1 protein-coding gene is annotated in these 566 nt (G+C 47.9%); it reads left to right on the plus strand.

Annotated features, from left to right (window positions below):
* Window positions 1-566, plus strand: a 566-nt coding sequence (locus tag R7R24_RS29265) for an alpha/beta fold hydrolase (protein WP_318120529.1), incomplete at both ends; no start/stop codon positions are given.

Genomic DNA, 566 nt, shown 5'->3' on the forward strand with positions numbered 1-566 from the left:
TATGGGCGCATGGTGAATCGGACGCCGCTCCTGCTTCGACCACGTCTTTAGTTGATTATGCCCAACACATGCTGGCGCTAATGGATCATTTGGAAATCGACGAATTTTCCATTGTTGGCTTATCTGTTGGCGGTATGTGGGGTGCGGAACTGACCGCTCAAGCCCCACAACGAGTGAAGTCATTGGTGTTGATGGATACCTTTATTGGTTGGGAACCAGAAGTGACGCATAAAAAATACTTTGCGATGCTAGATACCATCAGCCAAGTTCAAGGTGTTCCTGGGCCTATTATCGAAGCCGTTGCACCACTGTTCTTTGCGAATAACGCGGATCAAGTTCACCCAGAATTGGTCGCTTCATTTAAACAAAGCCTTGAATCGCTAACAGGTGAGCGAGCTGTAGAAGTTGCTCGCATCGGTCGCATGGTGTTTGGGCGACGTGATGTGATTGAAGATGCAGAAAAATTCGCACTGCCAACATTGATCGCAGTTGGTCAAGAAGATAAGCCGCGTCCGGTATTTGAATCTTACCTAATGAATGACTGCATTACGGGCAGTGAGTTGGTG

This window comes from Vibrio sp. 704, assembly GCF_033339295.1.